General features: G+C 53.3%; 21 protein-coding genes. 16 read left to right on the top strand and 5 right to left on the bottom strand.

Features of this window, described 5'->3' with window-relative positions:
• Positions 1-93: 93 nt before the first annotated feature.
• The gene (locus tag MUB23_RS18335) at positions 94-975 is read left to right on the top strand and encodes an NERD domain-containing protein (protein ID WP_244802208.1); all 882 of its coding nucleotides are present in this window, start codon (positions 94-96) and stop codon (positions 973-975) included.
• Positions 976-1,173: 198 nt separating this feature from the next.
• Here the strand turns inward: MUB23_RS18335 and MUB23_RS18330 are convergent, their stop codons facing one another.
• Positions 1,174-2,157 (bottom strand): helix-turn-helix domain-containing protein, encoded by a 984-nt coding sequence (locus MUB23_RS18330; protein ID WP_244802207.1) that lies wholly within the window; start codon positions 2,155-2,157, stop codon positions 1,174-1,176.
• 379 nt (positions 2,158-2,536) lie between these two features.
• Here MUB23_RS18330 and MUB23_RS18325 point away from each other — a divergent pair, with 379 nt between their 5' ends.
• On the top strand, positions 2,537-5,581 hold the full coding sequence (locus tag MUB23_RS18325; protein WP_244802206.1) for an AAA domain-containing protein: 3,045 nt from the start codon (positions 2,537-2,539) through the stop codon (positions 5,579-5,581).
• A 194-nt stretch (positions 5,582-5,775) separates the two neighbouring features.
• Here MUB23_RS18325 and arcC read toward each other — a convergent pair whose 3' ends face one another.
• The 4 genes from arcC to dpaL form a co-directional block, all read right to left on the bottom strand.
• Positions 5,776-6,723 (bottom strand): carbamate kinase, encoded by a 948-nt coding sequence (gene arcC / locus MUB23_RS18320; protein ID WP_244802205.1) that lies wholly within the window; start codon positions 6,721-6,723, stop codon positions 5,776-5,778.
• Between the two features lie 32 nt (positions 6,724-6,755).
• On the bottom strand, positions 6,756-7,952 hold the full coding sequence (ygeW, locus tag MUB23_RS18315) for a knotted carbamoyltransferase YgeW (protein WP_244802204.1): 1,197 nt from the start codon (positions 7,950-7,952) through the stop codon (positions 6,756-6,758).
• A gap of 152 nt (positions 7,953-8,104) precedes the next feature.
• Entirely contained in the window at positions 8,105-9,415 is a 1,311-nt protein-coding gene (locus tag MUB23_RS18310) for a YgeY family selenium metabolism-linked hydrolase (protein ID WP_244802203.1), read from the bottom strand.
• 104 nt (positions 9,416-9,519) lie between these two features.
• Positions 9,520-10,752 carry a diaminopropionate ammonia-lyase gene (gene dpaL, locus MUB23_RS18305; protein WP_244802202.1) on the bottom strand — a complete coding sequence of 411 codons (1,233 nt, stop codon included), beginning with the start codon at positions 10,750-10,752 and terminating at the stop codon, positions 9,520-9,522.
• Between the two features lie 331 nt (positions 10,753-11,083).
• On the opposite strand from dpaL, the gene MUB23_RS18300 reads away from it, so the two are divergent.
• From MUB23_RS18300 to MUB23_RS18240, 14 genes are all read left to right on the top strand, one after another.
• A complete protein-coding gene (locus MUB23_RS18300) occupies positions 11,084-12,562 on the top strand; it encodes a pyridoxal-5-phosphate-dependent protein subunit beta (RefSeq protein ID WP_244802201.1) in 1,479 nt (492 codons plus the stop codon).
• A gap of 92 nt (positions 12,563-12,654) precedes the next feature.
• Positions 12,655-13,893 (top strand): threonine synthase, encoded by a 1,239-nt coding sequence (gene thrC / locus MUB23_RS18295; RefSeq protein ID WP_244802200.1) that lies wholly within the window; start codon positions 12,655-12,657, stop codon positions 13,891-13,893.
• Between the two features lie 51 nt (positions 13,894-13,944).
• Positions 13,945-15,183, top strand: a complete 1,239-nt coding sequence (locus tag MUB23_RS18290; protein ID WP_244802199.1) for a DUF1015 domain-containing protein — start codon at positions 13,945-13,947, stop codon at positions 15,181-15,183.
• 271 nt (positions 15,184-15,454) lie between these two features.
• Positions 15,455-15,607, top strand: coding sequence for a hypothetical protein (locus tag MUB23_RS18285; RefSeq protein ID WP_244802198.1), 153 nt, complete (start codon positions 15,455-15,457; stop codon positions 15,605-15,607).
• 139 nt (positions 15,608-15,746) lie between these two features.
• Complete coding sequence (locus tag MUB23_RS19935; RefSeq protein WP_330641941.1) at positions 15,747-16,199, top strand: MerR family transcriptional regulator; 453 nt, start codon at positions 15,747-15,749, stop codon at positions 16,197-16,199.
• 8 nt (positions 16,200-16,207) lie between these two features.
• Positions 16,208-16,474 (top strand): TipAS antibiotic-recognition domain-containing protein, encoded by a 267-nt coding sequence (locus MUB23_RS19930; RefSeq protein ID WP_330641940.1) that lies wholly within the window; start codon positions 16,208-16,210, stop codon positions 16,472-16,474.
• Positions 16,475-16,904: 430 nt separating this feature from the next.
• A complete protein-coding gene (locus tag MUB23_RS18275) occupies positions 16,905-18,029 on the top strand; it encodes a tripartite tricarboxylate transporter substrate binding protein (protein ID WP_244802197.1) in 1,125 nt (374 codons plus the stop codon).
• Between the two features lie 179 nt (positions 18,030-18,208).
• Complete coding sequence (locus MUB23_RS18270; protein ID WP_244802196.1) at positions 18,209-18,694, top strand: tripartite tricarboxylate transporter TctB family protein; 486 nt, start codon at positions 18,209-18,211, stop codon at positions 18,692-18,694.
• A 13-nt stretch (positions 18,695-18,707) separates the two neighbouring features.
• Entirely contained in the window at positions 18,708-20,222 is a 1,515-nt protein-coding gene (locus MUB23_RS18265; protein WP_244802195.1) for a tripartite tricarboxylate transporter permease, read from the top strand.
• Between the two features lie 149 nt (positions 20,223-20,371).
• On the top strand, positions 20,372-21,364 hold the full coding sequence (locus tag MUB23_RS18260) for a sugar ABC transporter substrate-binding protein (RefSeq protein ID WP_244802194.1): 993 nt from the start codon (positions 20,372-20,374) through the stop codon (positions 21,362-21,364).
• On the top strand, positions 21,361-22,335 hold the full coding sequence (locus MUB23_RS18255) for an ABC transporter permease (RefSeq protein ID WP_244802193.1): 975 nt from the start codon (positions 21,361-21,363) through the stop codon (positions 22,333-22,335). Before MUB23_RS18260 ends, MUB23_RS18255 begins: the two co-directional genes overlap by 4 nt.
• Positions 22,336-22,356: 21 nt before the next feature.
• Positions 22,357-23,979 (top strand): response regulator transcription factor, encoded by a 1,623-nt coding sequence (locus MUB23_RS18250; RefSeq protein WP_244802192.1) that lies wholly within the window; start codon positions 22,357-22,359, stop codon positions 23,977-23,979.
• A complete protein-coding gene (locus MUB23_RS18245; RefSeq protein WP_244802191.1) occupies positions 23,976-24,959 on the top strand; it encodes a sensor histidine kinase in 984 nt (327 codons plus the stop codon). The genes MUB23_RS18250 and MUB23_RS18245 overlap by 4 nt, the downstream gene beginning before the upstream one ends.
• 24 nt (positions 24,960-24,983) lie before the next feature.
• A complete protein-coding gene (locus tag MUB23_RS18240; RefSeq protein WP_244802307.1) occupies positions 24,984-26,366 on the top strand; it encodes an ATP-binding cassette domain-containing protein in 1,383 nt (460 codons plus the stop codon).
• Positions 26,367-26,447: the final 81 nt, after the last annotated feature.

Below are 26,447 nucleotides of genomic sequence, written 5' to 3'. Positions count from 1 at the left end.
TTTTGTTTTTACCTCCATCCGGTTGCCGAATCCTGTCGGATCTGGTATACTAAACGACGAGAGTCGGAAAAATTGGATGTGGGGAGAGAGAACATGGGGTTGTTTGAGAAAAAAGGAGATCCGATCTTTTGGAAAGAGGACAGCCATGCGGAGGCGGAGCTTCAAAGATTGAACGAGCTGCGGGAACACGCCCCGGAAGAGATCGCGCGGCAGATGGATCAGGATATAAAGTTGATTGCGGCGGGACTGTCGGGAGAAAAAAATGTGGCATATGAACTGAAAAACAGCCATATCCCTATGTATGTTCTCCATGATCTCTACCTGGTAAAGGATGAGTTGAGCGCGCAGATCGATTATCTGGTGCTTACAAAAAAGTGCAGCATTGTGATTGAGTGTAAAAATCTGTTTGGGAATATCGAGATCAATTCCCGCGGGGATTTTATCCGTACGCTTCCCCAGGGCCGCGGTTACAAAAAAGAATGTATCTATTCGCCGATCACCCAGAATCAGAGGCATATGGAGTTGATCCGGGATCTCTGTCTGGAGGCCAAGGGTGCAGTCATGGGCTACTTTTTTGACAGGTGGTTTCCTGATTTTTATAAGCCGATTGTGGTGTTGGCAAACCCGAAGACGGTCTTAAACGACCGCTATGCGAAAAAGGAAGTAAAGGCCCAGGTGATCCGGGCAGATCATCTGATCGAAACCATCCGGGAGCTGAACCGGGCTTCCAAAAGCGCTTCCAGCAGCGATAAACAGATGAAGGAAACGGCGGAAAAATTCTTGGAATGGAATCAGCCGCAGCCCATGTCCTTTGTGGAAAAATACGAAAAGCTCCTGGCGCAGCAGGAAAAAGTCTGTCCTCTGTGCGGCGGCAAAATGGTGAAGCGGGTGGCGAAAAAGGGAGCCTATGCGGGAGAAGAATTCTGGGGATGCGAGAACTTCCCGCACTGCCGCCATATGGAGAAAATCATTTAGCCCGGCGGCCCGTATTTGGGGTACTTAACGTGTGAAGCATGAAAAAAGCCGGCAAGGTATTTATGAGCGCAGTGATTCGCACAAAAGAGGAAACAGCAGCATCTTCTTCCCGGTATGACCGGAAAAGGACGCTGCTGTTTTTGTTCACCATTTACCGGCGCTTCGCGCAGCAAACAGGCTGTGGAATAGAAAACCAGTTTACGAATTCTGTTCCTTCTGATTAAAAAATACGGCGATTGCCCCGAAGAGGACTCCGGCGACCGGCCAGATGATCCACGTTCTTGCCCAATTCATGGTGATAAAACTGACCAGGAGGTAGAGGGAGACGACCACGCACCAGTAAACTCCGGCTACCCCGGCAATCTTTTTGTTGGCGATCTTTATTTCTTTGGCGTAGTCCCCGGTCTGCAACAGTTTCTCGTAGCTGCCGTGGATCATGCCGACGCGGACAAACAGATAGACAGCGGCGGAAACCACAAGGAGCAGGAAATCCAGACTGAGGAGAACCGCAAACTGAGAAATCCCCAGGATACTGACCACCACCAGGGGAACGGCCGAGAGAATGCAGAGCATGACTCCGCTGGTGATTCCCTTAATAAAGGTTGGCTCGTATTTTTCCTTCTTCCCCTGGACCAGGCCGGAGATTCCGTATTCCAGCTCAAATACTTCTTTTTCCAGATATTCATACTTGGTCATCGGAATCCCGTGGATGATAAAGGAGGCCACGGCACCGGTGACCATGACCAGCAGGAACGCGAGCCCGACGCTCAGAGCCGCTTTCTGGGAGAAGGTGGAATCCGGCCGCTGGCTCAGTCCGAGGAGAAACAGCAAAACAACCGGGGACAGGATGCAGAGGGACACGGTGGGGGCGAATTTGCGGGAAGTCTTCTCCATCAGATCCAGGTAACTGGAAGCCTCTTCCATGGAAATTCTCCGAACCGTGCTGTCATCCTCCGATTTGATAAAGGAAAGGTCCTCTTCACCCTGATCGTCCTTTAATAAGTAATCGGTGCTCACGCCGAAGATCTGGCTGAGCTTGATAATCTTATCCAGATCTGGGACGGAGACCGCGCTTTCCCACTTGGAGATGGACTGGCGGGAGACGTTTAATTTTTCAGCCAGATCCTCCTGGGACCAGCCGCACTTCTTTCTTAATAGGGATATTTTGTCCGCTAAAATCATAACGGAAATCCTCCTTGCTTGAGTTTGTTTGGAACGATATCGTTACCGGTATCTTAGCAAAAAAGCCGGCTGACAACCACCAAGTGCGATTGGAAATTCCGCAACCGCCGGTTGCAACCGGGGGAACGCGGCGGAAAACTGGTTTTTTTATCTGCGCAGACCTCCTATCAGTTTACCGTTCCTCCTGAATACTGTCAAATGAAATCCGAAAGGGAACGAATGCCAAAAAAGAGGCGCGATAACGGACCGGGAAAATAATGCAGGAATCTCACAAAACTACTTCCCGTGGGTTCTGTTTCATATTATAATGAGGGGAAAATGATGACAAAACGGCAGGGATGGAGGGAAGAGCCCGTCTCTGCAAAAGGACAAACATTTTATGAACAATACGCCGCAGAATCTGCTCCGGGCCATCCATGAGGGAAAGTGGCTGAGCATTGAGTACAAAAATAAGCAGGAGGAGATCACGAAATATTGGATCGCCGTCTACGGGATCCATGCCGTCCGCCGGAGTCTACAGGTGGAAGGTTTTCATTTGTCCGAACACACCGTCAAAAAATTTGATACGATCTATCTCGACGCCATCCAGTCCTCCGCTGTGGTGGAAGGATCCTACTATGAAAGGAATCCGGAGCTGATTCGGGATATCGATGAGAATCCGGAAAAATACGAGGGTATCTTCGGCGCGGCGGCCAATCTCAAGGTCCTGAATTACCTGATCGATTGCAGCCGTCTGGACTGCGAACCCTATCAGTGCGATTATTCCCTGATCCACCATCTGGACGGCGATTGCCTGTCTTCCGGGGAATACCCGCTGGAAGAAGAACAGTTTGCCGAGATCGTCCGGGTGTTCCAGGAAGAGTCGGTACAAAGCGACCGGCAGAAGCACTTTAAGCTCCGACGGCTCTGTCTGAATCTGCTGAGCCTTGCCATAAAGGGAAAGAGCGCGAAGAAGCCGGGCGCAGGGGAAGCCCTCTACGTGCTGGCCTACCGAAGAGTGTATTTGGACGTGAAAAACCGCGTGTTAAAACCGGCCAAGGAAGTGACCATCTGCCGGGAATTTACCATAGACGGGGAGAGGCAGAGCATCCGCAAATATTTAGATCCGGAGGATTTCGATCTGCTTGAAGATTACGATCGCTGCCAAGAGGAGATCAAAGACAAGATCACCAGGCGGAATCCTCAGCTTGCGGGGGTGGACGACCGCCCGTATCTGATTGCTTTGGGGTCGGATATCCATGTGGATTTGAATCAGGAATACAATTTTATTATCCGGAGTTTTGAGGAGGGGAAGGTCAGCGACCCGCTCAAAGCATTTTTCGGCAAACTGACCAGCCGGCCGGACCGGCGGAAGGATTACCCGATTACCTTGCTCAAGCGCCAGGCCAATCTGGATCAGCTTTTGGCGATTCACAATGCCATGAAATACCCGGTGACCTATGTCCAAGGCCCGCCCGGAACCGGAAAGTCCTATACGATCGTGAATGCGATTGTCACGGCTTTTTTTAACGAGAAGACCGTCCTGCTTGCCTCTTACAACAATCATCCGATTGATACCGTGGCGGAGAGCCTGCAAACGATTCCTTACCGTTCCGGAGTGATTCCATTTCCCATCATCCGCCTGGGGAACGATAAGCTGGTGGCCGAGGCGCTGAAACAGATAAAGCGTTTGTATGCTCTTGTGCGGAATTGGAAAGTCTATGAAAATACACTGGAAAAGAACCGGGGCGACAAGGTGGAGAGAACCAAAAGACTGACGGCTCTCCTAAAAAAGCACGAGGAAATATTAAGCCTCAGGGAGCAGAAGGAAGCCATCGAGCGCCTGATGGAGGCAAATCACCATCTGACCTTTCAGACGGATTTGCAGGGCCGCCAACTGGCCGGGGTCAACCATCGGCTGGAAGAGATCGGATCGGTGACGGACGAGCAGGCGCTGGTTTTGCTGACCGATGACGAGGATGAATTTAAGAAATACCTGAATTATACTTCCGTAAAATATTTAAAACGGCTGGGCGAACCGAAAAATGAGGACCTGCAGCGAATCTTGGAATTAAAAAAGGAAGAGAAGCAGGTGGAAGCCTTCAACCACTATCTCAGCCAGGAAGAAAACGTGAAAAAGTTTCTGCGGATTTTTCCGGTGGTGGCTACCACTTGTATTTCCGCCCATAAGATCGGTACGCCGAACCGGTACTTTGACCTGGTGATTATGGATGAGGCCAGCCAGTGCAGCACTGCTCTTTCCCTGGTTCCCATCCTCCGGGGAGACCGCCTGCTGCTGGTCGGAGACCCCCAGCAGCTGAACCCGGTGATTCTTCTGGATCCCGCCGACAATGAGGCGCTGAAAAAACGGTATCTGGTGGCGGAAGAGTACGATTATATCAAAAACTCCGTTTACAAGGCGTTTCTGGCCAACGATGCCGTCAGCGATGAGATCCTGCTTCGCCACCATTACCGCTGTGACCCGCGGATCATCCAGTTCAACAATAAAAAGTATTATAACAACAAGCTGAAAATTGACAGCAAAGCGCAGTCGCCTCATCCACTGATCTACGTGGAAATGGAAAACAATCAGACCCACTATAAAAATACAGCGCCGGAGGAAGCGGCGAAGATTGTGGATTATGTGATGCAGCACCGGGAGAAGAAAATCGGGATCATCACGCCCTTTACCAACCAAAAGGAATGTATCAGCGAGGCGCTTCGGGAAAACGGTATCGAGGATGTGACCTGCGGTACGGTTCATGCGTTTCAGGGGGATGAAAAAGATGTGATTCTATTTTCTCTAGCCTTGACGGATCAGACCGGAGGAAAGACGTATCACTGGCTGAAAAATAACCGGGAGCTGATCAACGTGGCTACCTCCCGCGCAAAAGAAGAGCTGGTGGTGTTTTCCAGCAGCAAAAACCTGGAACGTCTGCACCAGGACGGCAGCCAGGATGACGTATACGAATTGGTGAAGTATGTCAAATCCAACGGCACCTGCGGCGTGACGAGCGACGCCGTATCTTCCAGGGCCCTGGGGATCAAGCCATACAGCACGGAGACCGAGGAAGCTTTCCTGCAAAGCCTGAACCATGCGCTGGAAAATGTGCTGAACAACAACCGCCGGTGCGAGGTGCACAAAGGAGTGGCGATCTCCCAGGTTTTCCAGGACAATCCCTCGAAAGCCAGCCTCTTTTACAATGGCCGGTTTGACTTTGTGATCTACGAGAAGGAGTATGGCGGAGGGAAGTTCCCGATTCTTGCCATCGAGCTGGACGGTAAGGAGCACATGACCGACGAGGCGGTAAAAAAGAGGGACTGTCAGAAAGCGGAGATCTGCCGCCGGCACGGATTCGAACTGATCCGGGTAGAGAATTCTTATGCCAGGAGATATTATTATATTAAGAAGATTCTGGAGAAGTATTTTCGGAATGTGCGGTAAGGCGCGCGGGTTGGAGCCTACAAAACCGCTCCGGTGTCCCGATAGACGAGAAACCGAAGCGGTTTTGTTATTCAGCAAGAGGGAACATGGATTCCCCGTTCTGAAAGTTTCATTTTTCTAGCATTCTGATTGGAATCCGCCGATATGTTTGTTAGCCGTTTCAACCGTTCCTGGGATTTCAGAAAGCCATGTCTTTACGAGTGAATCCGGGTCCCTGTCTTCCCCAAAATCCCATCCTTCGCCTTTTCCAGCAAAGTGATCAGCGCCGTGCGCCCTGGTTTGGACTCTGCAAACTCAATCGCCGCCTGAACCTTCGGCAGCATGGAACCAGGAGCAAAATGCCCCTCCGTCACATACCGTTTGGCCTGATCCGTGGTCAGATCTGACAGCCATTCCTGATCCGGCTTCCCGAAGCGAATCGCCACCTTTTCCACCGCGGTCAGGATGATCAGGCAATCCGCATTCAGCTCCTTTGCCAGCAAGCAGCTGGCAAAATCCTTGTCGATCACAGCGCTGGCGCCTTTCAGGTGATTCCCCTTTAACGTGACTGGGATGCCGCCGCCGCCGCAGGCGATGACCAGCTGACCGGCGTCCACCAGAGTCCGGATGGCCCCGATTTCAATGATCTCAGCCGGTTTCGGGGAGGCGACCACACGGCGGTAGCCTCTGCCCGCGTCCTCTTTCATGATATAGCCGTACTTGGCCTCCGCCACCTCTGCCTGCTCTTTGGTCATAAAATGGCCGATGGGCTTGCTGGGGTTCTGGAAGGCAGGATCCTCCGGGTCCACCCGCATCTGGGTGACCATGGTGGCTACGGGGATGTGCTCAATTCCACGGTTTTTCAATTCCTCCCGCAGCGCGTTCTGCAAATCATAACCGATATAGGCCTGGCTCATGGCCACGCAGACGGAGAGAGGAGTGTTGGGCTGATTCGGGTTTTCCCTGGTCAGGGCGGCCATCGCGTTATTGATCATGCCGACCTGGGGGCCGTTGCCGTGGACGACCACGACCTCGCAGCCCTCCTCAATCAGATCGACAATGGCCCGCGCGGTGATCTTCACCGCAGCCATCTGTTCCGGGAGCGTATTGCCCAGGGCATTTCCGCCGAGGGCGATGACGATGCGTCTTTTTTTCGTTTCCATAGAAACCTCCTGGGGGGCTTCGAGCCGTCCCTTTATTTCATCAGCCGGGGAGTACCCTTTTCTTCCAACTGCTTTAACATGGCGGCGGGATCTTCGAATTTGCTCAGGAAGATCATCGCGGCAATGATATAAGGCTTGAAACTTGCTTCTTTATAAAGCGGCACACGGTAGCGGTCGAACACGCTGGCGTCCACCTCTCCGGTCTCACAGCTGACGCCGGTGATGTCGGCGGGCAGGCAGTGCAGGTACAGCGCTTTGCCGTCCTTGGTTTTCGCCATCATTTCTTCGGTGCAGGCCCAATCTTTGTGCTGCGCGTTCTGGGCCAGCAATTCTTTTTCCAGCTTGTCGATCCCGTCAAAATCGCCCTTGCCGTAGAGGTCGGTTCTCTTTTCCATGGCGGCGAAGGGAGCCCAGCTCTTCGGATATACGATATCCGCATCCTGGAACGCTTCTTCCATGCTGTTCGTGCGGCGGAAAGAACCGCCGGAGGCCGCCGCGTTTTTCTTCGCAACTTCCTCGACTTCAGGCATCACCTCATATCCTTCGGGATGAGCCAGGACGACTTCCATTCCCATACGGGTCATCAGGCCGATGACGCCCTGAGGGACCGAGAGGGGTTTGCCGTAAGAAGGAGAGTAGGCCCAGGACATGGCCAGCTTCTTGCCCTTCAGATTTTCCACGCCGCCGAAGTGATGGATGATGTGGAGCATATCGGCCATACACTGGGTGGGATGGTCGATGTCACACTGCAAGTTGACCAGAGTCGGGCGCTGCTCCAAAATTCCGTCTTTGTGGCCTTCCTGAACCGCTTCGGAGACGGCGTGCATATAGGCGTTGCCTTTGCCGATATACATATCGTCGCGGATTCCGATGACGTCGGCCATAAAGGAAATCATGTTGGCCGTCTCGCGGACCGTCTCGCCGTGAGCAATCTGGGATTTCTTTTCGTCCAGATCCTGAACCTCAAGGCCAAGCAGGTTGCAGGCGGAGGCGAAGGAGAACCGGGTACGGGTGGAATTGTCGCGGAACAGGGAGATGCCGAGGCCGCTCTCAAAAACCTTGACCGAGATGTTGTTTTCCCGCAGGTAACGCAGGGCGTCAGCCACGGTGAAGACGGCTTCCAGTTCGTCGTCGGTCTTCTCCCAGGTCAGGAAGAAATCGTTGTTGTACATTTCCTTAAAATTCAGAGCGTTCAGTTTGTCGATGTATTTTTGCAGCTGCTGGTCCATGATTATATCTCCTTTTTTGATTGTTTTCGCCCAATTCTGGGGAGCGAGGGGGCCGAGCTCAGAGTCTTAATGCCCGCACGGCCCCCTCCCGCCCCCCCTCTTGGGCACGCTTAGGCGGGGGGAAGTGGAAACTGGTGTATCGGATGGGGAGTTTATTTGCAGTAGGTGGAGGGGAGAGCGGCGTATACGGCGGCGCATCTCACCAGGTCTTCTTTCCAGGTCTTTTCGTTGGGGGCATGGGCTTGGGCTTCGGCTCCCGGTCCGAAACCGATGCAGGGGATGCCATTGCGGCCCATGATGGTAACGCCGTTGGTGGAGAAGGTCCACTTGTCGGTCAGCGGGCGGCTCTTTCTCATCTCTACAGTGACCGGATCGCCCTGGCGCTCATTGCCGTAAAGGCCGTGATACGCTTCTTCCAGAGCCTTTGTGACATCGTGATCTTCCGGGATGACCCAGGTCGGGAAGTAGCACTCGATGGGATAAGTCAGGCCGGTCCAGGACGGACGGGCGTATTCATACATGGAGACTTTGACGTCCTCCCCGTATTTCTGAACCGAAGGAAGGTTCCGGATTTCTTCGAGGCAGCTCTCCCAGGTCTCGCCGGCCGTCATGCGGCGGTCCAGAGAAACCGAGCAGGAATCCGCCACAGCGCAGCGGCTCGGAGAGGTAAAGAAGATCTCGGAGGTGGTCACGGTACCGCGGCCCAGGAAGCGGGCTTCTTTCCACTCCTTGTTGTATTTCTCATCCAGCATCTTGACGAGGCCTTTGATTTCGGTGCCGTCCTCGGCATCGTTTTCATTTAAAGCGCGGACCTCCTGGAGAATATCGGCCATCTTGTAGATCGCGTTGTCGCCGCGCTCCGGAGCGGAGCCGTGGCAGGAAATTCCTTTGACGTCGATGCGGATTTCCATCCGTCCGCGCTGGCCGCGGTAGATGCCGCCGTCGGTGGGCTCGGTGGAGACCACGAAAGCCGGGCGGACATGGTCCTCATGGATGATGTACTGCCAGCAGAGGCCGTCGCAGTCCTCTTCCTGGACCGTGCCTGTAACCAATACCGTGTACTTGTCGTTCAGCATGCCGAGGTCTTTCATGATCTTGGCGCCGTATACGGCAGAGACAATGCCGCCCAGCTGGTCGGAGGTACCGCGGCCGCCGATCTCGGTTTCGGTCTCAAAGCCCTCGTAGGGATCAAACTCCCAGTTGTTCCGGTTTCCGATGCCCACGGTGTCGATATGAGCGTCAAAGCCGATCAGCGTTTCCCCGGTGCCCATGTAGCCAAGAATATTTCCCATCGGGTCAATGACAACTTTGTCGAAGCCCAGGGCGTTCATTTCCTGCTCAATGCGCTTTACATGGCCTTCTTCACCGGCGCTTTCTCCGGGAATGCGGACCAGGTCACGCAGGAACTGAGTCATATCTTTTTCATAGCTGGCAGCGGCTGCTTTGATTTTGTTGAAATCCATGGTGGTTTCCTCCTCCTATAATAGGTTTTTAAGATGGCTGATGAATGAGAAGTTACATTATTTTATTTGTATTCAAAATCAGTTACGCTTGATGAATAGAGAGGTTATTCCTGGTCTCTCCTTTTGTGGATTCCATAGAGGCCATCCCAGACGACTTCGCGGAAGCGGGTGGGGTCGGTGTTGCCCTCGGTGGAGATCAGCAGAACTTCGGAATTTTCGTCCAGCTTCAAGGCTTCCTTCAGATCTGCGTAGCGGGAGTAAGTCAGGATGGAAGCCAGAAGGCCCATGGTGACGGAACCGGACTCACCGGAAATAACGGTGGGATCACCGGCTAAAGGAACGCCGTACATGCGGGTGCCTTTGGCGCTCATCCAGTCAGGGCAGGAGACGAAGGCGGAGGCGTGATTGCGGAGGATCGTCCAGGCAATCGTGTTGACCTCCCCGCAGGCAAGGCCCGCCATGATGGTATCCAGATCGCCGCCCACATTGACGATTTCTCCGGTGCCCTTGGCGGCGGAGCGGTAGATACAGTCCGCGGCGCTGGCTTCTACGACCACCATGACCGGCGGGTTATCCGGGTAACGGTTGGCAAAGTAGCCGACCACGGAACCGGCAAGGGAGCCGACACCTGCCTGCACGAAGACGTGGGTCGGGCGGTCGCAGCCCTCGGCGAGAAGCTGCCGGTCCGCTTCCAATGATAGAGTTCCATAGCCCTGCATAATCCAGCTGGGAATCTCTTCATAGCCATCCCAGGCCGTATCCTGAACCATGACGCCGTGGGGCGTGTCTGCCGCCTGGGCGGCTGCCATGCGGACGCACTCGTCATAATTGCAGTTTTCGATGGTAACTTCTGCGTTTTCTTTGCGTATATTTTCGAGACGGGTCTGCGTGGATCCCTTCGGCATTCTTACCACTGCCTTCTGCCCAAGCTGATTGGCGGCCCATGCCACGCCGCGGCCGTGATTGCCGTCGGTGGCGGTGAAGAAGGTGGCCTGCCCGAAGGTTTCCCGGAGCTCCTTTGAGGTCAGGACGTTGTAGGGGACTTCGCTTACGTCTTTGTTGATCTGTTTTGCCACATAGCGGGCAATGGCGAAGGAACCGCCCAGCACCTTAAAGGCGTTCAGGCCGAACCGGTAGGATTCGTCCTTCACATAAAGCCCCTTGATCCCCAGATAACCGGCCATTTTTTTCAGTTTTGCCAGCGGGGTGACGCTGTACTGAGGAAAACTGCGGTGAAAGCTGATGACCTTCCGGATATTGTCCTGTGACATGATGGACAGATAAGGGTCATCCGAAGGGGGGAGTTCATTGAGAACCCATTTCAAGTCCGTTTCCATTTGTATCCTCCTGTCTCGGATTTGAGTGATTTTTTACCTTGGATATTCTGAAATCATGGTTGATTGGGAAAAAGATTCTGTTTCCCTGCATCTTCATCATAGCATAAAAAAAGGAAAATGCAATAGGAAATCTAAAAAATTTTTAGGAAATCTAAAAAAGTTTTAGGGGCAATGGATAATGGCTTGTCTCAGGCTAAAAAATTTTTAGGGAACCACAAAAAGAGTGGAAGTTTCCTTAAGAAAGAATTGCTTCCATTTTTTAGTTGTGTTATGATAAAAAAGACGGGGAACGTTGCCGCCGAAAAAATGAATGGAAAGGGAGAGCAAGCCCATGATTGATCTGACGAGAAACGAAGCGGCCTTGGAACGAAATATTGAAAAGGCGAAGGAGAACCATATCATTATCCCTACGATTGCCCAGATGAAGGACCCAGATCAGGTTCCGGAGAAGATCAAGGAGAAGCTGAAGCAGGTGGGACTTTGGGACGTGAATCCGTTGAACCTGTTCCGTATTACCTGGAAGAATGAGAGGAAGGAATTCGGCGGCCTTTACGGCGGCAGCAACTATATTGTTCTGCCCTCTGAGCTGACGGGCGTCAAGGCGAAGATCATCTGCATGGTCGGCAAATGGTTCCCCACCGGCTGCCACAAAGTAGGCGCTTCCTTCGGCTGTCTGGCTCCGCGTCTGATCACCGGCCAGTTCGACGCCAGCTATCATAAGGCTGTCTGGCCCTCCACCGGAAACTACTGCCGCGGCGGCGCATTCAACTCCAAGCTTCTTGCCTGCGATTCCATCGCGATTCTGCCGAAGGAGATGAGCAGAGAGCGCTTTGAGTGGCTGAACAGCATTGCCGGCGAGGTGATTGCAACGCCCGGCTGCGAGAGCAATGTAAAAGAAATTTTCGATAAGACCTGGGAACTCCGGAATACGAGAGAGGATGTCCTGATCTTCAACCAGTTTGAGGAGATGGGGAATTACCTGTGGCATTATAATGTGACGGGAAGCGCCATCGCCGATGCCTTCGAGGAGATGAAGCAGGACGGCGACCGCTTTGCCGGAGCAATCTTTACTTCCGGATCGGCGGGCACCATGGCTTCCGGCGATTATCTGAAACAAAAATATCCTCATTCCAAGCTGGGAGTCGGCGAGGCGCTCCAGTGCCCGACCTTGTTGAACAACGGTTTCGGCGGCCATCGGATCGAGGGAATCGGCGACAAGCATGTGCCGTGGATCCATAATGTGAAAAATACCGACCTGGTTGTGGACATTGACGATGAGGACAGCCAGCGTCTGCTGCGATTCTTCAATGAGCCTCTGGGCCGCGAATATCTGGTAAAAGAGTGCGGCCTGGATCCGGAGTTTGCCGGGCTTTTGGATTTCTTCGGTATTTCGGGCATTGCCAATATGCTCTGCGCGATCAAGATGGCGAAATACTACGAGCTGACCGAGCACGACGTGCTGGCGACGGTCCTGACCGACTCCGCGGTGATGTACCAGTCCCGGATCAAGGAACTGCAAGACGAGACCGGAGAGTATACGCCTGTGATGGCCGCCGTGGACTACCAGACCCATCTGGCCGGAATCAAGACGGACAGCATGCAGGAGCTGACCTATGTGGACCGGAAGCGCGTACACAATTTGAAATACTACACCTGGGTGGAACAGCAGGGCAAGGAGACCGAGGAGTTAAATGCTCTCTGGTACGACACCGAGCACACCTGGGAGGCCGTCCAGAAGCAGGCGCCTCAGATCGACGCCCTGATCAACGAGTTCAACGAGAGAACCGGATTGCTTAAAACGCTTGATTGACGGGAACGAATCTGAACTCTGGTTATCGGATGTCTGACCGGGGACAACGGTCTATCCGGCGGGCAGTTCAGCAAAAAAGGAGCGTGAGAAAGATGAAAAATGTGATTTCGGCCGTCTGCGTCAGCTGCGGTGCGGAGCATGAGGCTCTGCCCGGCATTACGACTTGCAGGAAATGCGGCGGTATTTTGGATATCAAGTACGACTATACCTATATCCGTTCCCAGCTGACCAGAAAGCAATTAGAAGAGCGGCGGGAGAATTCCATGTGGCGTTACCGGGAATTCCTTCCGGTGGAGGGAACCGGCAGCCGTCCGAAGCTCCGGGTGGGCTGGTCTCCCTTTTATGAGGCGAAAGCCCTGGCCGAGCGGCTGGGCGTGGCTAAACTTTATATCAAGGACGACGGCGTGAATCCGACGGCAAGTTTAAAAGACCGGGCGTCCGCCATGGCCGTGGTAAAGGCCGAGGAGGCGGGGGCGGATACGATCGCCTGCTCCTCCACGGGGAATGCGGCGTCTTCCCTGGCCGGGAATGCGGCGGCGGCCGGATTTTCCACCTATATCTTTGTGCCGGAGCGGGCGCCAAAGGGAAAAGTGGCCCAGCTGATGATGTTCGGCGCCCATGTGATCAGCGTACAGGGGAGTTATGAGGACACCTTCCGCCTGTCGGCGGAGGCCATCGACCGCTGGGGCTGGTATAACCGGAACGCAGCCATCAATCCTTATTTAATGGAAGGCAAAAAGACAGTCTCTCTGGAAATCGCCGAGCAGCTCCACTGGCAGATGACCGACTATGTGGCGGTCTCGGTGGGGGACGGCTGCACCATCGGCGGCGTCTTTAAAGGTTTTAAAGATCTATATGAGGCTGGTTTTATCGACCGCCTGCCCCGGTTGATCAGCGTTCAGGCCGAAGGGTGCTGTCCGCTGAACCGGGCGGTTGCCGAGGGGAGGCCCTGGGAGCCAATGGAGGAAAATACACTGGCGGACAGTATCGCGGTGGGGGTGCCCAGAAATCCGGATAAGGCTTTGAATGCGATCCGGGAGTCAAACGGCGTTGTGGTCAACGTGTCCGACGACGAGATTCTGGCCGCCATGCGCCTGCTTGGGACCTGCGGCGTGTTTGCCGAGCCGGCCGGGGCGGCCGGTACGGCCGGCGTGAAAAAAGCCGTGGAGCAGGGACTGATCCCGGCGGATGCCACGGTGACCTCTATCGTCACCGGCAGCGGATTAAAGGACGTGGCCAATGCGATCAAAGCGGCCGGAGAGCCGATTGCGATCCCGCCTCAGATGGATTTACTTTTGGAGGCGTTTCGGAAAACCGGAGGTCCCCGGTAGGCCGCCGTGGGAGCTACGAAAGAATTCCATGCAGAAAAGGAGATTTAAAATATGGCAGTATTGAGACCTTTTGCGGCCATCCGGCCCGTGCCTGAACTGGCGGAGCGGGTGGCGGCGCTTCCCTATGACGTCATGAACAGCGAGGAGGCCCGGCAGATGGTGGAGGGAAATCCTTATTCCTTCCTCCACGTGGATAAGGCGGAGGTGGACCTGGATCCCTCCATCGACCTCTATGACCATCGGGTCTATGAGAAAGCGGCGGAAAATCTGCAGAAAATGATTGACGACGGCGTCTACCGGCAGGAGACTGCGGCCTGCTATTATATCTACCGCCAGGTAATGGACGGCAGGGTGCAGACCGGCCTGGTCGGCTGCGCGTCCATCGACGACTATCTGAACAACCACATTAAAAAGCATGAGCTGACCCGCGCCGAGAAGGAAGTGGACCGGATTCATCATGTGGACGTTTGCAACGCCAACACAGGCCCGATCTTTCTCACCTATCGTTCGGAGAAGGCCATCGGAGATGTGATCGACGCATGGGCTGCGGAACATGAGCCGGTCTATGACTTTACGGCCGAGGATCAAATCCGCCATACCGTGTGGCTGGTGGACGATGCGGCGGTGATCGGGAAATTGGAAGAGGAGTTCGGGAAGGTTCCGGATTTCTATATCGCCGACGGTCATCACCGGGCGGCTTCGGCGGTCAAGGTCGGTATCAAGCGCCGGGAAAATCACCTGGACTATACCGGCGAGGAGGAGTTCAATTATTTCCTGGCCGTGTTGTTTCCAAGCAGCGAGCTCTCCATCTGGGATTATAATCGGGTGGTGGCAGATTTGAACGGGCTTGGCGAGGAGGAGTTCCTGAAAAGGGTGGAAGAAGCCTTTACGGTGGAGCCTGTCGAGTCAGAGGAGAAGCCTGCGGAAAAGCACACGATGGGAATGTACCTGAATCACCGCTGGTACCGTATCCGCGCGAAAGAAGGAACCTTTGAGGAAAGCGACCCGGTGGGGCGGCTGGATGTGTCGATCCTCCAGAAAAACCTGCTGACTCCGGTATTGGGCATCGGAGATCCGCGGACCGACGATCGGATCGAGTTCATCGGCGGGATCCGCGGCCTAAAGGAACTGGTGCGCCTGGTGGACGGCGGAAAAGCCGTTGCCTTTGCCATGTATCCGACCACCATCGAGGATCTGATGGATATCGCAGACAGCGGCAATATCATGCCTCCCAAGTCCACCTGGTTCGAGCCGAAGTTGCGCAGCGGGCTGTTTGTGCACCGGCTGTAAGACGGGACGAGCGGAGAATAGCGGCGTCGTGAGGAGACGCTCCGGCGGGAAGCATTTGAAACAGAATAAGAAACAGGGACGGATGATTAAGAATGACGGATCATCCGTCTTTTTGTGATTTCATTGTATGAGATTTTTTCCTCTGATTCATCCATCATACGAACCTCTATTTATCCTTTGGGATGTTTTTGGTTATTATTCCGAATATTCTTCCACATACTTTGATTGGCTGCGGGAGAAAAATGTCCAGCAGGAGAAGATACAGGGAAAGTTGGAAAAATTGTCGAAAGAAGCATTCAGGCAAATAGACAGAAAGCAATACGGATACGGAATGAAGGATACCGGCGTGACGCAGATTATGAAGATCGGAATTGCCTTCTATAAAAAACAGGTGGAACTGGTTTATCGAATGGATTCCGAGTAAAAAAATCTTTTCCAAAAAAGCCTTGACTCTCACGTATCGTGATAGTGTACAGTAATATCAGAGACAAGGAAGGCTTTCGTTCCCAGCCGGCAGGGACGGTGGCGGGCCGAGTCTCAATCCAGAAAGAAGGTGAACAGACATGATGACCGTAAAACAAGTCTCCTCGCTGACCGGTATCAGCGTGCGGACGCTCCAATTCTATGATGAAATCGGCTTATTAAAGCCGTCTGAGCTGACGGACAAAGGATACCGGCTGTATGATGAGCATGCTCTGGAGACCTTGCAACAGATTCTATTTTTCAAAGAGCTCGATTTTACCTTGAAGGAAATCAAAGCAATTATGGGAAACCCGGAATTTGATCAGGCAGCCGCCTTTCAAAAGCAAAGAGAGCTGATCCAGATGAAGCGTGACCGGCTGAACTCTCTGCTGGGGCTCCTAGACCGGCTGATAAAAGGAGAAAAGTGTATGGAATTTCAACCTTTTGATATGAAAGAATATTTTCGCGTACTGGCACAGTTTAAAGAAACCCACACGGATGAAATCCTCAGGCAGATGGGGAGCATGGACCGAAGATTTCACCGTCCGAGGTAAGCGGCCTGATGGAAAAGACCGAGGCATTGACCAGGCGGCTGACCGAGGATCTGTCCAGAGACCCCGCTTCCCCCAACGTGCAGGAGATCGTGGGCGAGCTGATCGCATTTACCGGCGAATGCAATCGGGGAACCGATATGGGGGAGAATTACTGGGCTGTGATGGCGGAGCTTTATCTATCCAATCCGGCATATGTGGAAGGAAATGACAAGAAATATGGAGCCGGGGCTTCTAAATTTATAGGCCTTGCCATTCAGGCATTTCTCGAACGGTAGAGAGAGTTCCTGTAAAACGAGAAACACTCCGCTCAGGACCCCCTCGCCTCGTTGGGGAGGATCTTGCGCACGCAAAAAAGGAAGGGAGGGGGATCCATTGCCCTCCCTTCCTTTTTTTTAGCATATTAAAAGAATAATCTCAATTTAATTTGAAAAACGCTGAATTTATCTCACGATTTGAAAAATGACAATTTACAGCGCTTCAAAGAACACCATGTTATCTTTCCGGGAAGCGGGATAAGGATAAAAATCCATACCGATCCCACTCTTTTTGTCTGTCACCTTAAGATTTATAATAGTTCCTAAAAATTTGCTAATATAAAAATGAAAAGACACGAAATCAAAAATATTTCCACTGCCTTTTTGTTAAGACTGCGTTAAGATGATTTCAGAAGGAAAAAGCAATCTTTCTAAAAGGAGGAGGAATATCATGAAACTGAAAAAGTTACTGGCAACCGGATTGGCACTCTGCATGGCCGGCTCTATGCTGGCTGGCTGCGGAAGCGGAAGCGGCACTACAACGGCTGCGGCTACGACGGCAGCTCCCGCCGGGACCACCGCGGAAGCTACGACAGCTGCGGACGGCACGACGGCGGCAGGAACGACGGCTGCGGCATCCGCCGGTGAGACGGATTTCCCGACCAAGAACGTCAGCGGAATTATCCAGTGGGGAGCAGGCGGCGGCACCGATAACCTGATGCGTCCTCTGGCCACTCTGGCAGAGAAAGAGCTTGGAAAGAGCATCGTTGTGGAGAACAAGGCCGGAGCAACCGGCACCATCGCTACCCAGTATGTATATGACAAGGATGCGGACGGCTACACGCTGCTGATGGGCGCTGAGAATCCTCAGCTCTACACCGCTCTGGATCTGCTGAATCTGACTTACGCAGATTTTGAACCGGTATTCCTGATCGGCGACGAGACAGTAGGTATCGTGGTCAGCAAGGATTCCCCTTACAAGAGCTTTACCGAGCTGATCAATGCGGCTCTGGAGAAACCCGGCGAACTGACCATCTCCACCACCGGTAAGGGCGGACTGCCTTGGGAAGTTGGCTCCTTTATCACTGCTGTGACCGGCGCCACCTTCAACCAGGTTCCTTACGACAGCGACGCTGCTGCCAAGACGGCTGTTATCGGCGGCGAGTGTGATTTCACGGTCTGCAAGATTCAGTCCGGCATTGAAGATTACAAGGCTGGCACGCTGAACTTCCTGTGCATGTTCTCGAAAGAGCCCGCTCCGGCGATGCCTGAGGTTCCGCTGATCACCGCGGAATATCCGGATTTTGAGCAGTATATGCCTTGGGGCCCGTTCTACGGCGTATTCGTGAAGAAGGGAACCGACCAGGCGATCATCGACAAACTGGGCGAAGCTTTCAAGAAGGCTTATGAGGATCCCGCTTATCAGGAGCAGCTGGCGAACACGAACGTGAACGCTCTGGGCCTGACCGGCAGCGAAGCAAAAGAATACATGAAGAATTGGCAGCTGAATACCATCAACGCCCTGAATAAGAGCGGAGCGATTGACAAGACCGCAGCTGATCTGGGCTTAGAGTAACAAAAAGCAGAGTCGATTCTGCTGGAGATCAGGTATGCCACCTCACGGCAAGTTGCCGCCGGGTGGCATATCTTATCCTGGAAACGCGTCCATGGGGATATCTGGATGAAGGGGTGTCGCCTGAGGGATGTCTTTTAAAAAGCCGAGGCATATCTGCCCGGTAAGGTGAGGTTGATAAGATGGAGGAGAAAAAAGAAAACTTATATAAACCGGGAGAAAAGGGCTTTTCTGTATTTTTGCTTTTGTTTGGCTGCTATTTCCTTTATGAATCGTGGAAATTGTACCAGCAGGAGCCGGGAGCTTCTTCCTATGGAGCCGTGCCGCTGTTTGTCAGTGCCATGATTGTAATTTTCTCTCTGGCGATTTTGATATCAGACCGGAAAAAGAAGACCGAAAATACCGGACTGTCTTTCGGAGAAGCCGCGAAAAAAACGGTTGGTTATATGTTTCCGCTGGATGTTTTGGTGGTCTTTATCTTGATTGTTCTGTACTGTGTCGGGATGCAGATCGGTATCGGTTTCGTCTGGATGACCCCGGTGTTCCTCTGGATCAGCATGAGTTACCTGATGAGAAAAGGTTACATAAAAAATATTCTCTGGACAGCGCTCTGCATGGCGTTCATTTTGCTGGTGTTCAGTTACCTGTTCAGTGTAGTGCTGCCATAAGGAGGAGAGATTCATGGAAGTTTTACAGTATCTGTTGGTTCCGTTTACGAATCCGATTCTGCTGGTCTTTGTGGCGGTCGGATGCTTTGCCGGTATTTACATCGGCGCAATTCCGGGACTTTCGGCGACAATGGCCGTGTCCCTCTTGGTATCGTTTACTTTTGGCTGGGAAACCCAGTCTGCGATCGCTTTGATGATCGGTATCTTTGTCGGCGCCGTATACGGCGGCTCCCGTTCCGCCATCCTGCTCAACATTCCGGGTGCTCCGGCCGCAGTTGCAACGGCTCTGGACGGTTATCCGATGGCTCAGAAGGGCGAGGCCGGAAGGGCAATGGGAATTGCCACGACACAGTCCGTTATCGGAACGCTGATCGGTGTTGTGGCACTGGCTTGCTTTGCTCCGCTGGTATCGAAGCTGGCGTTAAAGTTTTCCTCTGTTGACTACCTGCTTTTGGGCCTCATGGGTATGATGATGGTCGGAAGCCTGGGTACGAAATCCATCTTCCGCGGTCTGATTGCAGCCGCCATCGGCGTGCTATTGGGCACGGTCGGGATGGATACGATGACCTCCACTCCCCGGTTTACCTATGGCATTACTTATCTTCTGCCCGGCGTAAACTACGTGGTGGCGATGATCGGCCTGTTCGGTGTATCAGAAGCGTTGATCCAGATTACGATGAAAGACGCAAAACCGGTGAAACAGGATGTGAAAAAGATTATTCCGTCTCTGGATACGATTAAAAAGTATATTCCTCTGACCCTCCGCTCTTCCCTGGTCGGCGTAGTGGTTGGGGCTCTGCCGGGAGCCGGCGGAGATATCGCAGCGCTTTTGACCTATGACCAGGCAAAACGTACCGTGAAAAATCCGGAAGTGCCTTTCGGACAAGGCGCAGTGGAAGGCCTGGTCGCCCCGGAATCCGCCAACAATGCGGCCATCGGCGGCGCTTTCATCCCGATGCTGACTCTTGGAATTCCCGGCGATGCGGTTACTGCGGTTATGATCGGCGCTCTGACGATTCACGGCCTGAAGCCCGGCCCGAATCTGATGACCACGACTCCGGATCTGTTCTATCTGATCGTCAGCTGCCTGACGATCGCCAGCATCTTCCTGGTGATCTTCGGATTGACCGGTGTCAAGATTTTCACCAAGATCGTGGAGATTCCCCGCGGAATCCTGCTGCCTCTGATCATTATCCTTTCGGTGGTGGGCGCTTATGCGATCCAGAACAGCCTGTATGATATTTTCTGGATGCTCGGCTTCGGTGTGTTGGGATATTTCCTGAAACGGTATGACTATCCGGTCGCACCCTGCGTGCTGGGCATCATCCTGACCAAACTGCTGGAGGAAAACTACCGCCGCGGCGTTATGCTGAAGAAGGGCGTGTTCGGAATGCTGGGAAGCATCTTTACCAGCCCGATTTCCTTGATTTTGTTTCTGCTGATCGTGTTTATGTTTACCACTCAGACCCAGACCTATAAGAGATGGAAAGCAAAACGGGAAGCAGCGAAGGCGGCAAAAGCCAAATAAGGAAAGACAATGGAAAAAGAAAATCCCCCTGATGTCCGGAGACGTATGCGCTTTGGGCGTCAGGGGAATTTTGAGCTTCTGGTTGGACTTTTGTCATCATCTTTGATATAATACCTAATATCATTTCTAAATATAGAGGAGAGGACCAGATGAAAAAAATTCGTTTCCTTCTGCTCTTGCTTCTGATTTTGCTGTTATCTGGCTGCCACCGGGACACGGAAGAGGCGGGGTTTACGATCGGTGTGTCCATCAACGGCATGCGTTCCCCGTTTATGATTGGCCTTGCCCAGGGAATCCGGGACCGGGCCGAGGAGCGGGGAGTCCGCCTGATCGTGTCCGAGTGCAATGGGGACGGGCAGGTGCAGGTCAATCAGATTATGGATTTTTTGATTCAGGATGTGGATGCGGTGTTGGTGGAGCCGCTGGATACGGAAGCCTTCGTGCCGATTATCGAAGAGATCGACGGGAAAGGAATTCCGGTTTTTTGTATTGACACCAGCGCGGATACAGATGCGGTGAAATGCTGGATCGGATCGGACAGCGTGGAGATGGGCCGCCTGGCCGCCCGCTATATTGCGGAAGCCCTCAAGGAGCGGTACGGAGAATACCGGGGAAAGGTCGTGGATCTGATGGCCTCCCTGACGACAACCTCCGGCACCAACCGGACCCGCGGATTTACGGAAGAATTGGAAAAATACCCGGATATTGAGATCGTGGCGAGGCAGAACGGAAATCTTCAGTTGGACAAGGCGCAGGACGTGATGATTGACATTCTCCAGGCCAATCCGCTGATCGACGCGGTCTGGTGCTCCGGCGATACCAACGCCCAAGGGGCGCTCCAGGCTATGCGCCGGTCGGACCGCCTGTTTGCAGCCGGTGAGGAGGGGCACATCATACTGGTGTCGGCGGACGGCGCGCCGGAATCCTTAAAAGCGATCCGGGACGGCTATCTGGACGCCTGCATCTCCCAAAACCCGATCGGGATGGGAAGGGTGGCCGTGGATATGATTATAGAATACTGGGAGGATGGGACGCTCCCGGAAGAAAAGTTTTATCCGTATCCGCTGTTTACCATCACGGCGGACAATATTGACAGCGAGGAATTTCGGGAATACGGGATATGGGCGGAGGAAATTCGATGAAGACCAGAGAAGGGAAAAATTGGATGGAAAAAGTGTGGGAGCGCTTCCGGCCCCATTTGCCGGCCGGGCTGATGCTCTGTCTTTTGGGTCTTTTCTTTTCTTTGCAGGCAGAGCAGTTTTTTTCTCTGCGGAATTTTATCAACATTATGACGCAGACCGCCGCCATGTCGATCCTGGCGGTGGGACTGACTTTTGTGCTGATCGGCGGCCACTTTGATATTTCAGGCGGGTCCGTGCTGGCTCTGGTTGGAGTCTGCTGCGGAAAACTTTTGATTGGCGGAGTGCCTGTGCCGGTTGTCATGCTGGCCGGCATCGGTCTCGGTGCGTTGGTGGGCCTTTTCAATGGATTTTGTGTGGCCAAGCTGCGGCTGTCGTCATTTATCCTGACGTTAACCACCTCCATCATGGTGAAGGGCATTGCGGCGGCGGTATCGGGGGGCAGGACCTTAAGCGGGCTGCCGGATACCTTTAATTTTCTCGGAGCAGGGAAACTGGGAAACCTGCCGGTACCAGTGATTTTGACGGTTCTTTTGTTTCTGATCTTTCATTTTGTTCTGTCTGGCACCATCTACGGCCACCGAGTTTATGCGGTGGGAGAGCAGGCGGAGCATGCCAGAAAGGCGGGCATCCCTGTGGAGCGGATTGTCATCATGAATTTTGTGCTGGCCGGATGCCTGTATGCGCTGTCCGCCATTGTCCTGACCGGACGTCTCGGAGCGGCGGTGTCCACCAATGGTTTGGATCTGGAGATGATGGCTCTCTCCGCTCTGGCAATCGGCGGGATCTCCATGACAGGGGGGCGCGGCAATTTGATCGGCGCATTTTTGGGCTGCCTGATCATCGGCGTGCTGTCCAATGGATTAAATCTATTGAATTTGTCGCCCTATTACGCGGATTTCATCCGGGGCGTTGTGATATTCGGCACATTGGCGCTGGAAAGCGTCCGTGTCATGTGGAAGAGAAGGAGCTGAAAGACAAAGGGGAGGGAATGGATGTACCGAGCGATCATTGTGGATGACGAAAGAAAAATATGTAATTTGATTCTGGAATTGGGAGATTGGGAGCGGTTTGGCATCGAGGTGGCCGCAGTCTGCGCAGACGGGGAGGAAGGGCTCAATCAGATCCAGGCGCTGCGGCCGGATATCGTGCTGACGGATGTGCGGATGCCGGTCTACGATGGTCTGGAGCTGATCCGCCGGACCGCGGAACTGGGAATCTCGGCGGCTTTTGTGATCATTAGCGGTTATAAATATTTTGAGTATGCTTACAGCGCCCTGAAATACGGCGTAATCGACTACCTGTTAAAACCCATCGACGGGGAGCAGCTCAACAGTGTTTTGGAGAAGATCGTAGGGATGCTGAACCGGAAGCACCGGCAGGACGACACGGAAAACGAGCTGCGTCAGTTGAACGAAAAGATTGAACTGGGCCACCGGGCAAGGATGTTTGAAAACTTGTTTGACCAGGGAACGGATTTTCCGGATACCGAAGAAAAATTGGAGGCGGCATACCAGAAAAGCTTTCTCTACCCTTGTTTTCAAGTTTTATTTCTGCGCACAGACCGGGATTTGCAGCAGGAGATCAACCTGCTGCTGGCCCAGAAGTTTCAAGAGGCGGTGAAGCGGATTTTTCCGGAGGAGGATTCGTTTCATCTCTGCGTTGAGTCGGTATGCCAGGGCATCGGTGTTATTTTGAATTTTCCGGGAAATGAGCCGGAAGCGATCCGGAACCGTCTGAGGACTCTCCTCTATGATATGAAGGAGGCGGCGGAGCTGTTTGGCTGCGCCTGGGTCAGCATCGGAGCCGGACCGGCTGCCGGGTCCCTTGCCGGTCTGCAGGCTTCCGCCAGGGAGGCTTTCCGGGCCGAACAGTCCCGCCTGGTCCTGGGGGCCAATCAAATCTTTGATGCGCAGCGCCTAAGTTTTTCCAGCGTGCGATCAGACATGGTCTTGACGCCGACAAAGCAGAAGGAGTTCATGGCATTGCTGGAGGCGATGGATCCGGAGGGGCTATCGGCTTGGTTTAAAAGCCTGGATGATATTTTTCACAGAAAACCGCCGATGTCCCCGGACGTCCTCATGGATACCGGAGATTTGCTGGCGGAGTGGATGAAAGAGTATGCGGCTTCCTGCGAAGCAGAGAAATTTTTGCAGGAGTTTCAGACGGAGAAGAAACGCATCTTAGACCAGGAAGCAGGAACGGACGCGGTTTGGACCGGATTTCAGGAGGCAGCTTGTCATTTCCTGGATCAGATCCGTCAGGAGATGAGCAACCGGGAGAAGCTGCCGATCCGTCTGGCCAAAGCCTATATCAATGAGCATTATGCGGAGCCGATCACCCTGGAAAAGACCGCGGAGGTGGTGGGGCTCAGTCCAGCCTATTTCAGCACCAACTTTAAAAAATTCGAGAAGCGGACGTTTACCGACTATTTGACGGCGGTGCGTCTTGCCGCGGCCAAGGAGCTTCTGGTAACGACTCAGAAGACGAATTACGAGATCGCGGTCAGCGTGGGCTATGCGGAGGACAAGTATTTTTGTAAAGTGTTCAAAAAAGAAGTTGGCATTCGCCCTGGAGAATACAGGAAGCTCTATTACAAAGGGGGAAGGGAAGCTTGAAGAAAAGGCCGGATGATTGGTTTGACTGGTGTTCCTACGGTCTGTTGACGCTGGTGCTGACAATCTTTATCCTGTTTTTTGTCCAGCGCCGGGAGGATCTGCTGGCTCTTTTGAATCTGTTTTTGTTTTTGCTCTGCCTGGTCCTGGTGATGCGCTATCTGGATTTTCGGAAACAGAAAAAAGTGTACGACGCGTTCTTTCGCTGGCTGGAGCACCCGGAGGACGGGAAGGATGTTCCGAAGGAATTGACGGAGAGCGTGGAGCGGATGAGGCATTCCCTGAAAAAAGAGAATTCATACGAGGCGCTGCAGGCGAATATGGAATTCGCAGTGCTGCAAAACCAGATCAATCCGCATTTTCTCTACAACACACTGGACGCGATCCGCAGCCAGGCTTTGGAAATCCATGCGGATGAGATTGCGGATATGACGGGAAAGCTGTCGCGCTTTTTCCGTTACAGTATCCGGAATCAAGGAGATCTGGTGCCGGTGGCCCAGGAAATCGGAAATGTGCAAGATTATTTCTCGATTCAGCATTACCGGTTTGAGGATCGATTTTCCCTGGCGATCCACTGTGAGGACGATAGCCTGATGGGTTACTACCTCCCCAAAATGACATTTCAGCCGTTGGTGGAAAACGCCCTGTATCATGGTCTGGAAAAGAAAAAGGGAAAGGGGACCATCCGGATCCGGATCGAAAAAAACGGCGCGCTGCTTCACGTTGTGATTTCCGATGACGGCGTCGGAATCGAGGAGAATCAGTTGGCGGAACTGAACCGCCGCTTTTACAATGAGGCACCTCCGCCAATGCAAAACGAAAAGAAAACCGGGATCGCCCTGTACAATGTGAATCAGCGGCTGCGCCTGCTGTTCGGGGAGCCCTGCGGCCTGCACATCACCAGCACGCCGGGGATGGGAACGGACGTTGAGGTTTTGATTCCGTTGGTGGATGAGGAGAGCCGGGGACAGTACCGGGTGTGACATGCGATGGAAGAATATTTGAGAATGACGAATGTCCGGGTCCGCCCGGATGATCCGACGATGGCGGCTTTGGAAGGGTTTCATTTTAATCTACGCCATGGAGAGATGGTTTTCATGCTGGGAGGAGTCTGGTCCGGCATGATGGTGCTAAAAGATCTTTTGACTGGCAGATGTGAGATTTCCGGGGGAAAACTTTTTGTCGAAGGAAGGCCGGTCCCAGAAAAAAACTTTGGGATGGAGTCTGTGGTCTGCATTGACAATGGGGCAGGGTTTTGTAAAAGTTTGACGGTGGAAGAAAATCTCCAAAGTATTTTGGGAAAAATCTCCGGAGGAAAAAGAGCGTTTCGCCGCCGCCTGGAAGAACAGATGGCCTGGATCGGTCTCAGGTGCAAGGCGGACACGCTGGTGTCGCAGTTGTCCGGCCTGGATCAATGCCTTCTGTGGCTGGTATTGGCCCGGCTGCAAGAATCTTCCCTGGTACTTTTTGACTGTACCGAAAGTTCTTACAGTGAGCAGGATTTGGAACGTTACCGGCCTTCCTTGGAAAAAATTCGGGAGGCAGGGTGCAGCGTGCTGGTTTTCAGCCGCCTACCCAATCTGCTGATCCGTATGTCGGACCGGGCGGCGCTGCTGCGAAACGGCAGCGTGCGAAAGGTTTTTTATCGGGAAGAAATCGAGGAACAGGCGGTTCTTTCCTATTTAATGGGGCTGGAGGCAGTGCAGAGGGATCAGGCGGCCGGCCGCATGGCCGCCCCGGAGCTGGAAATAAACAGGGGAGGAACGCTTCCGGTTCAGCAAGGAGAGATCCTGGGGATCTGCGATGCCTCCTGGAGCCTGGAGGAACCGATGCCGGACTATATCGAAGGCCTTTTAAGGGAAAACGGCTGGAGCTGGCCCATGGATTTGGGCCCCCATGATCTGGTGTATATTTCGGAAAATAGCGAGGAATCGCTGCTCCATTCCCTATCAATCGGGGCCAACATTGCGCTGGTCGCAAGCCGGTTGGTGAAACCCCGTTTCGGCGTGCTGCCGGAGCGGATGAAGCAGTTTTATTTGCAGGAATTCAAAACTCGCTTTGAGCTGGAAGAAGAGGTCACGGAGGTGGAAGAACTGCGGCTGTTTGAGAGAAAGCTGCTTTCGATTTACCGCTGGGCGCTGACGCGGCCGCGGGTCCTGCTGCTGGAAAACCCGCTGCTCCGGATTCCGCTGGCGGAGCGGGCGACTCTGACAGAGTATTTCCGAAGCCTGGCGGAGGACGGGTTCTGCCTGGTGATATCGGCCAATGCGCTGGAAAACTTGAAGGGAATCTGCGACCGGGTTTTGTTGGCGAGGGATAAGAAAGTGAGCCAGGTACTGTGCGGGGAAGTTCTAAACGGAGTGCGCAAAAAAGAAGATACAGGCCGTTAGCATGAGGAAAGCGGCAGCCTGACAATGGAGGCCGGAGACAGATGACGATAAAGTGATCTGTCTCCGTTTTTTTGGTGCACT

It is taken from the genome of Cuneatibacter sp. NSJ-177 (assembly GCF_022867805.1).
Classification (GTDB): Bacteria; Bacillota; Clostridia; order Lachnospirales; family Lachnospiraceae; genus Pseudolachnospira.
This window is presented reverse-complemented; position numbering and strand designations above follow the sequence as displayed.

What these genes read in the sequence shown, in the direction of transcription:
- arcC (WP_244802205.1), bottom strand. Translation starts at nt 6,723, where the DNA reads ATGGAAACGAAAAAAAGACGCATCGTCATCGCCCTCGGCGGAAATGCC.
- MUB23_RS18260 (WP_244802194.1), top strand. Translation starts at nt 20,372, where the DNA reads ATGAAAAAAATTCGTTTCCTTCTGCTCTTGCTTCTGATTTTGCTGTTA.
- MUB23_RS19930 (WP_330641940.1), top strand. Translation starts at nt 16,208, where the DNA reads ATGGAAAAGACCGAGGCATTGACCAGGCGGCTGACCGAGGATCTGTCC.
- MUB23_RS19935 (WP_330641941.1), top strand. Translation starts at nt 15,747, where the DNA reads ATGATGACCGTAAAACAAGTCTCCTCGCTGACCGGTATCAGCGTGCGG.
- MUB23_RS18275 (WP_244802197.1), top strand. Translation starts at nt 16,905, where the DNA reads ATGAAACTGAAAAAGTTACTGGCAACCGGATTGGCACTCTGCATGGCC.
- MUB23_RS18250 (WP_244802192.1), top strand. Translation starts at nt 22,357, where the DNA reads ATGTACCGAGCGATCATTGTGGATGACGAAAGAAAAATATGTAATTTG.
- MUB23_RS18330 (WP_244802207.1), bottom strand. Translation starts at nt 2,157, where the DNA reads ATGATTTTAGCGGACAAAATATCCCTATTAAGAAAGAAGTGCGGCTGG.
- MUB23_RS18270 (WP_244802196.1), top strand. Translation starts at nt 18,209, where the DNA reads ATGGAGGAGAAAAAAGAAAACTTATATAAACCGGGAGAAAAGGGCTTT.
- thrC (WP_244802200.1), top strand. Translation starts at nt 12,655, where the DNA reads ATGAAAAATGTGATTTCGGCCGTCTGCGTCAGCTGCGGTGCGGAGCAT.
- MUB23_RS18265 (WP_244802195.1), top strand. Translation starts at nt 18,708, where the DNA reads ATGGAAGTTTTACAGTATCTGTTGGTTCCGTTTACGAATCCGATTCTG.
- MUB23_RS18255 (WP_244802193.1), top strand. Translation starts at nt 21,361, where the DNA reads ATGAAGACCAGAGAAGGGAAAAATTGGATGGAAAAAGTGTGGGAGCGC.
- dpaL (WP_244802202.1), bottom strand. Translation starts at nt 10,752, where the DNA reads ATGGAAACGGACTTGAAATGGGTTCTCAATGAACTCCCCCCTTCGGAT.
- MUB23_RS18290 (WP_244802199.1), top strand. Translation starts at nt 13,945, where the DNA reads ATGGCAGTATTGAGACCTTTTGCGGCCATCCGGCCCGTGCCTGAACTG.
- MUB23_RS18310 (WP_244802203.1), bottom strand. Translation starts at nt 9,415, where the DNA reads ATGGATTTCAACAAAATCAAAGCAGCCGCTGCCAGCTATGAAAAAGAT.
- ygeW (WP_244802204.1), bottom strand. Translation starts at nt 7,952, where the DNA reads ATGGACCAGCAGCTGCAAAAATACATCGACAAACTGAACGCTCTGAAT.
- MUB23_RS18240 (WP_244802307.1), top strand. Translation starts at nt 24,984, where the DNA reads ATGACGAATGTCCGGGTCCGCCCGGATGATCCGACGATGGCGGCTTTG.
- MUB23_RS18300 (WP_244802201.1), top strand. Translation starts at nt 11,084, where the DNA reads ATGATTGATCTGACGAGAAACGAAGCGGCCTTGGAACGAAATATTGAA.
- MUB23_RS18335 (WP_244802208.1), top strand. Translation starts at nt 94, where the DNA reads ATGGGGTTGTTTGAGAAAAAAGGAGATCCGATCTTTTGGAAAGAGGAC.
- MUB23_RS18325 (WP_244802206.1), top strand. Translation starts at nt 2,537, where the DNA reads ATGAACAATACGCCGCAGAATCTGCTCCGGGCCATCCATGAGGGAAAG.